At 71.2% G+C, this 5,524-nt stretch carries 8 protein-coding genes; 4 read left to right on the top strand and 4 right to left on the bottom strand.

The features are described from left to right. Positions 1-118 precede the first annotated feature (118 nt). On the top strand, positions 119-808 hold the full coding sequence (locus ACFV5N_RS24095) for a GntR family transcriptional regulator (protein WP_385603551.1): 690 nt from the start codon (positions 119-121) through the stop codon (positions 806-808). 59 nt (positions 809-867) lie between these two features. On the opposite strand, the gene ACFV5N_RS24090 is transcribed toward ACFV5N_RS24095, so the two are convergent. The 3 genes from ACFV5N_RS24090 to ACFV5N_RS24080 are packed head-to-tail and all read right to left on the bottom strand — an operon-like array spanning position 868 to position 1,944. Continuing rightward, positions 868-1,233, bottom strand: a complete 366-nt coding sequence (locus tag ACFV5N_RS24090; RefSeq protein ID WP_385603548.1) for a hypothetical protein — start codon at positions 1,231-1,233, stop codon at positions 868-870. After that, positions 1,230-1,523, bottom strand: a complete 294-nt coding sequence (locus tag ACFV5N_RS24085; protein ID WP_385603546.1) for a hypothetical protein — start codon at positions 1,521-1,523, stop codon at positions 1,230-1,232. Before ACFV5N_RS24085 ends, ACFV5N_RS24090 begins: the two co-directional genes overlap by 4 nt. After that, a complete protein-coding gene (locus ACFV5N_RS24080) occupies positions 1,516-1,944 on the bottom strand; it encodes an ATP-binding protein (protein WP_385603543.1) in 429 nt (142 codons plus the stop codon). The genes ACFV5N_RS24085 and ACFV5N_RS24080 overlap by 8 nt, the downstream gene beginning before the upstream one ends. A 126-nt stretch (positions 1,945-2,070) precedes the next feature. On the opposite strand from ACFV5N_RS24080, the gene ACFV5N_RS24075 reads away from it, so the two are divergent. The 3 genes from ACFV5N_RS24075 (at position 2,071) to ACFV5N_RS24065 (ending at position 4,835) form a co-directional block, all read left to right on the top strand. Then, on the top strand, positions 2,071-2,904 hold the full coding sequence (locus ACFV5N_RS24075; protein WP_385603557.1) for a helix-turn-helix domain-containing protein: 834 nt from the start codon (positions 2,071-2,073) through the stop codon (positions 2,902-2,904). Continuing rightward, complete coding sequence (locus ACFV5N_RS24070) at positions 2,897-3,085, top strand: DUF397 domain-containing protein (RefSeq protein ID WP_385603542.1); 189 nt, start codon at positions 2,897-2,899, stop codon at positions 3,083-3,085. The genes ACFV5N_RS24075 and ACFV5N_RS24070 overlap by 8 nt, the downstream gene beginning before the upstream one ends. Positions 3,086-3,200: 115 nt before the next feature. Further along, positions 3,201-4,835: a serine/threonine-protein kinase gene (locus ACFV5N_RS24065; protein WP_385603539.1), complete on the top strand. Its 1,635-nt coding sequence runs from the start codon at positions 3,201-3,203 to the stop codon at positions 4,833-4,835. A gap of 30 nt (positions 4,836-4,865) precedes the next feature. Here ACFV5N_RS24065 and ACFV5N_RS24060 read toward each other — a convergent pair whose 3' ends face one another. Continuing rightward, positions 4,866-5,483, bottom strand: coding sequence for a TOPRIM nucleotidyl transferase/hydrolase domain-containing protein (locus ACFV5N_RS24060; protein ID WP_385603554.1), 618 nt, complete (start codon positions 5,481-5,483; stop codon positions 4,866-4,868). Positions 5,484-5,524: the final 41 nt, after the last annotated feature.

The raw sequence follows: 5,524 nt of genomic DNA, 5'->3' as shown, positions 1-5,524 counted from the left end.
CCCATGGTGTACAGCGCGGGTAAGTTCTTCGACGGGGGCGCGCTCGCCCCGCTGGGATGACCGGTGACCGCAGGGACCGACGACCGGCGGCCGCCGGGAGACGACAAGGATGAGATCGGTGAATCGCGGAAAGAGCGGACCGAGGAACGGGTCGGTGCAGGCCCGGGTGGTCGCCGAAATGCGCCATCGCATCATCAGGGGCGACATCAGACCCGGGTCGCCGCTCGCCGAACTGGCCCTCGCGGAGGAGTTCGGCGTCAGCCGCACACCGGTGCGCGAGGCGCTGAAACAGCTCCAGACCGAGGGCCTGGTCGAGATCCGGCCCCGGGTCGGCACGTTCGTCACCGCCCCGTCCCGCCGTGAGATCACCGAACTCTTCGAGATGAAGGAACTCCTGGAGGGCGCCGCCGCCCGCCTCCTCGCCCAGCGCGGCCGGGTCGCGGAGATCGAGCTGCTGGAACGGAACCTGCGCGAGGCGGACGACGCGGTGGAGCGCGACGACCGCGAACGGTACGCCGGACTCGTCCAGGAATTCCACGACCTGCTGATCGCCGGAGCGGACAACAGCAAGCTGGAGGCCCACTACCGCACGCTGATGAACCAGCTGGCGTACTCCCGGCTGGTGACCACCTCCCTCAGCCAGCCGGGACGGGCCCGCCAGTCCGACCGCGAGCACCACCACGTTCTCGAACTGATCCTGGAGAAGGACGGCGACAGCGCGGAACACGTCATGCGCGAGCACGTGCGCGCCTCACGCCGCGCCCTGCTGGCCGGGCTGCCGCCCACCGGCGTCGCACCCGGCGCCTGATCCCCCCGGCCGGTGGGGGCGGTCCCGCCCCCGCCGGCCGGGGGTGGACGGGGCTGCGGTCAGGGCCCGCCGGTCCACCAGGTGTTCACCATGCCCGCCACCAGCGCGGCCAGCCCCAGCACCGTGATGGCGTGGAAGGCCCGGTCCGTCGCCCCGGACGGGGGCGGCACCGGCGACCGGGCCTCCCCCGTGCCGTACCGGGTCGGCCCGCAGGGCCCCTCGGCGTCACCCCGTACGAAGTCGGCCAGCCGCCGCAGACACGGCGCGCACGCCCGGACGGCACGGGACCGGCCGTACGCCACCACCGACCCGGCCCACATCACCGGCACGTTCTCGTCCCGGCACATGGAGCAGGCCCCTTCCCGGGTCACCCACGCGGTGAACTCGTCGACGTGCAGCCAGGCCAGCGGGGTCGGCGCCGTCATGTGCCGTCGCTTTCGGGGGCGGGGGCTGGGACGGGGGCTGGGGCGGCGTCGGGGCCCGGATCGGGGGCGTCGCGCCGCACCATCCGGGTCACGCGCACGATCCGGCGCGTCCCGAGCGTCAGGGTGCCTCCCTGGAGGAACCGGAAACGGCGCCCGTTGTGCAGCACGGTCACCGACCCGACCCGCTCGGGCCGGCCGCCGATGTCGATCCAGTCCCACTCCTGGACGCGGGCGGCCGTCACATCGAGCGTCACCTTCTCCACCCGCCGCATCGACATGTCGTCACTCACCGAACGCCCCCACCAGGTCGCAACTGAACCAGACGATCTTGCCGTCGCCGTGCCGGGTGTGTTCACAGCCGAAGGCGGACGCCATTTCCCGCAGCATCCACAGCCCCCTGCCGGATTCGGCGTCCCAGTCGGGCACCTCACCGACGACGGGCAGTTTCCGTGACCGGTCGAAGACCTGCACGGTGACTTCACCGCCGATCAGCACGACGCGGACGTAACAGCGGGGATCGGAGACGTGTTTGACCACGTTCGAGAGAAGTTCGCTCACCCCGAGCCGCACCAGATCCATGGCACCGGCCGACCCGCCCCATTCCCGGACGACTTCACACACTTTCCAGCGCCACCGCTCAATGCTCGTGGCGTCCGCCAGTAAGGTCCGGCCGAACACGTTCTGGTCGTACGCGGTCCGCACGGATGCCATGACACACCTCCAACAGCAGAGCGGCTGCTTCGCTCCGTAGTGCTGCCACTACCGAGTGAGTTTCAGCCTGGCGCAGCTCTGGGCAGCCTTCAACTTGCCGGGATTGCTGAGATAGTCAGGGGGCGGCTGTTGAACCGCAAGGAACTTGATCCGGAAAAGTCACCAAGTGCGGCTTTTGGCCATCGTCTCCGTGCGCTACGCGACGAACGGGGTTGGACACAGGACGAACTGGCTGAACGCATCGGGTGTTCCGCGACGCACATTTCCGCCATCGAAACTGGTCGCCGTCCTCCAACTCGTCGTTTCGCAGCAGGCGCCGACCGGGTCTTCGGAACCGGGGACCGGCTGGAGCGTCAGAGCAGCGCTGTGCGGCGCACCACGCTCTTGGAGGGCTTCCCGGAGTACCTGACGCAGGAAGCCTGTGCGGCCGAGATCCGCTTGTACGAGGTGGGGGTGATGCCGGGGCTGATCCAGACGAAGGAGTACGCGACGGTCCTGGCCCAAAGTGCCCTGAAGCGGGGCGCTGTCACCCCGGAGCAGGCGGATGAACGAGTTCAGCTGATCGCGGAGCGCCAAGCCGCGCTCCATCGCTCTCCCCCTCCGCTTGTGTTCATAGTGCTGGACGAAAGTTGCCTTCGATGGCACATCGGTAGCCACGCTGTCATGGACGCACAGCTGGCGCGTCTCATCGAGTTTGCCGAGTTGCCCAACACGGTGCTCCAGGTCGCCCCGTTCAATATGGGTGAACGACGGCCATTCGATCTGCCCGTGTACATACTGACCCGACAGGACCGGGCACTCATGTCCTACGCGGAGTCTTCTCACAGGGGCCATCTAGAACGAGAAAGCACGTTCGTCCTGCCCACACTCACGGCCTACCATCAGCTACAGGCGGAAGCGCTTCCGCAAGCAGCATCTGTGGCCTTGATCAATCAGGTACGAAAGGGCATCCGTGACTGAGATCCCCCGCTGGTTCACGTCTTCGTACAGCAACAACGGCGGCGCCTGCATCGAGGTGGCAGCCAACCTCGCCGCCACGCGGGGCATCGTCCCCATCCGCGACTCCAAGAACCCGGCCGGGCCCGTCCTCACCGTGCCCGCCGGGGCCTTCGCCGCCTTCGTGGCGGCGGTCAAGCGCTAATCGCGCAACCGGCCGCAGCGGCCTCGGCGTTCGGCGCCGGGGCCGCTTCCGCTCTGTTGCAGAGCTGATGCACACGCCACTCGTCGCGCGGCTCCGCCCTGCATAAGGTGTGGCGGTGCCAACTCATCTGACGCCCGACGACCCGTCCGCCATCGCCGGTTACCCGCTGCTCCAGCGCCTCGGTGAGGGCGGTATGGGGCGGGTCTACCTGTCCAGGACCCCCGGCGGGCGGCCGATCGCCATCAAGGTGGTGCGGCCCGAGCTGGCCTCGGACACGGAGTTCCGGCGCCGGTTCCAGCAGGAGGTGCGGGCGGCCGAGCGCGTGCAGGGGCCGTACACCGTCCCGGTCATCGACGCGGACACCGACGGGCCGCAGCCGTGGCTCGCCACCGCCTACGTACCGGGCCCCTCGCTCCACGAGGCCGTGGCGGCCCACGGCCCGCTGCCCGTGTGGGCGGCTGTGCGGGCCGTGGCCGGGATCGCCGAGGCGTTGCAGGCCATCCACGGCGCGGGCGTGGTGCACCGCGATCTCAAGCCGTCGAACGTCCTGTTGAGCCAGGGCGGTCCGAAGGTCATCGACTTCGGGATCGCGCGGGCCGCCGACGCCACGTCGCTGACCCGCAGTGGGGTGACCGCCGGTACCCCCGCGTTCATGGCGCCGGAGCAGGCGATGGGTGAGCCGATCACACCCGCCGTGGATGTGTTCGCCCTCGGGCAGGTCGCGGTGTTCGCGACCAGCGGCGCCCCGCCGTTCGGCGAGGGGTCCTCGCCGGCCGTGGTGTACCGGATCGTGCACGAGGAGCCGGACCTCTCGAAGGTGCCCCCGGCGCTGCGGGAGCTGACGTCCCGTTGCCTCGCCAAGGATCCGGCGCAGCGTCCCTCGCCGGCCGAGATCGTGGAGCTGTGCCGTCCGTTGCTCGGCGACGTCCCGCCGCCGGAGGGGAGCTGGCTGCCGACCGCCATGGTGACGGAGATCGATCACCGGGCGGCCACCGTCACCTCGCTGACCACCGTCCGGCCCGCGTCGCCGCCTCCTCCGCCCGCGCCGCCGTACGGGGGGCCGGGTGTGCCCACTCCCCCGCCCGGCGGCTACCCGCCGGTGATGCCCGCGCCGCCGAAGCGGCGGGGCCGCACCGTTCTGGCGGCGGTTGTCGGTGCGCTCCTCGCGCTCACGGTGGTCGGTATCGGCTTCAACGCGCTGATCGGTGACGGCGGTTCCTCGGATCAGGACCAGGAGGAGACGAGCGGCGGCCAGGGCGACGCGGGGACCACCGGTCCGTCCGGCGGCGCCGGTGGCGGGGACAGCGATCCCGTCGAGGACACCGAGCCGCCCGCCGACCCGGAGCCGCAGGTCTTCGAGGGCATCAGCATCCCGGACAACCACTTCATCCGGGTGTACGACGACCCGCCGAAGCCGGAGCACACGCGGATCGGGGTCATCTACGAGGGCGACTTCGGTTTCAGCGACGACCTCGTCAACGGGCCGCTGATGGGCACGCATCAGCAGGACAACACGATGGTGCTGCTGGAAGCGGGCGAGACGGGTTCGCTGGAGACCTGCCGTTCGGTGACCCGCTACACCTACAGCATCCCCGCGTCCCTCGCGCCGCCGGGCGCGGAGATCTGTCTCACCACGGGCAGCGGGGACATCGCCCTGATCACCGTCCGGGACTACGCGCCGGCCGACTCCCCCAGCGTCTACATGACGGTGGACGTCACGGTGTGGCGCGGCGGGGCCCAGCTGGGCTGACCGGGGCGCCCGGCACGCACGGCGGGGCGGTCACAGCGCGGCGAACAGGCCCGCGAGCGGCGCGGGTACCCGGTCGGGGCCGAGGGCTTCGACGAGGACGCGGCCGTAGTGGATCTTGCGGCCCTTCTTCGTGCCGAAGAAGCGGCGCAGTTGCTGGGCCGGGGTGCGGTCGCGCTGGGCGGGCTGGTGCAGGAAGGTGTCCAGCGGGCGGCCGTCGCCCTCGGCGTGGATGAGGGCGATGACGCGTTCGGTGCCCAGCGCGCGGATGAACTCGTCCTCCAGGTCGGCGGTGCAGACGAAGAAGCCGGGGCCGGTGGCGTCGGCGTGCTCCAGGGCGCGGGCGTAGAAGCGGCGTTCGTTCGCGTCGCACAGTCCGGTCAGCCGCAGGCCGAGGCCGGAGGGGCCGAGGAGCGTGGCGAAGCGCCCGGCGCTCATGGCGCCGCCGATCGGCAGGACGCAGACGCCTTCGGCCGCCAGGTCCCGGCCCCGGCACGCGGCCAGGGCCTCGACCGCCGCGACGTCGCTGGGGCCTTCGAGCAGGACGGCCGTCCGGACGGGCAGCCGGGCGGCCAGCGCGCGGGCACGGTCGCCGGGCGTGCCCGGGCCCCCGGCGGCCCAGGCGGTGACCGCTTCCCGGAAGGCCGCCATGTCCGCGCCACCGGCTCCGTCCGGGCCGCCCGAGGCCCGTA

Origin of the sequence: Streptomyces sp. NPDC059853, assembly GCF_042731495.1 — a bacterium.
In the GTDB taxonomy this organism is placed as follows: domain Bacteria; phylum Actinomycetota; class Actinomycetes; order Streptomycetales; family Streptomycetaceae; genus Streptomyces.
This window is presented reverse-complemented; position numbering and strand designations above follow the sequence as displayed.

Bases quoted from the DNA above. Each gene is read 5' to 3' on its own strand.
- ACFV5N_RS24090 (WP_385603548.1), bottom strand. From the start codon at position 1,233: ATGACGGCGCCGACCCCGCTGGCCTGGCTGCACGTCGACGAGTTCACC.
- ACFV5N_RS24060 (WP_385603554.1), bottom strand. From the start codon at position 5,483: ATGGCGGCCTTCCGGGAAGCGGTCACCGCCTGGGCCGCCGGGGGCCCG.
- ACFV5N_RS24080 (WP_385603543.1), bottom strand. From the start codon at position 1,944: ATGGCATCCGTGCGGACCGCGTACGACCAGAACGTGTTCGGCCGGACC.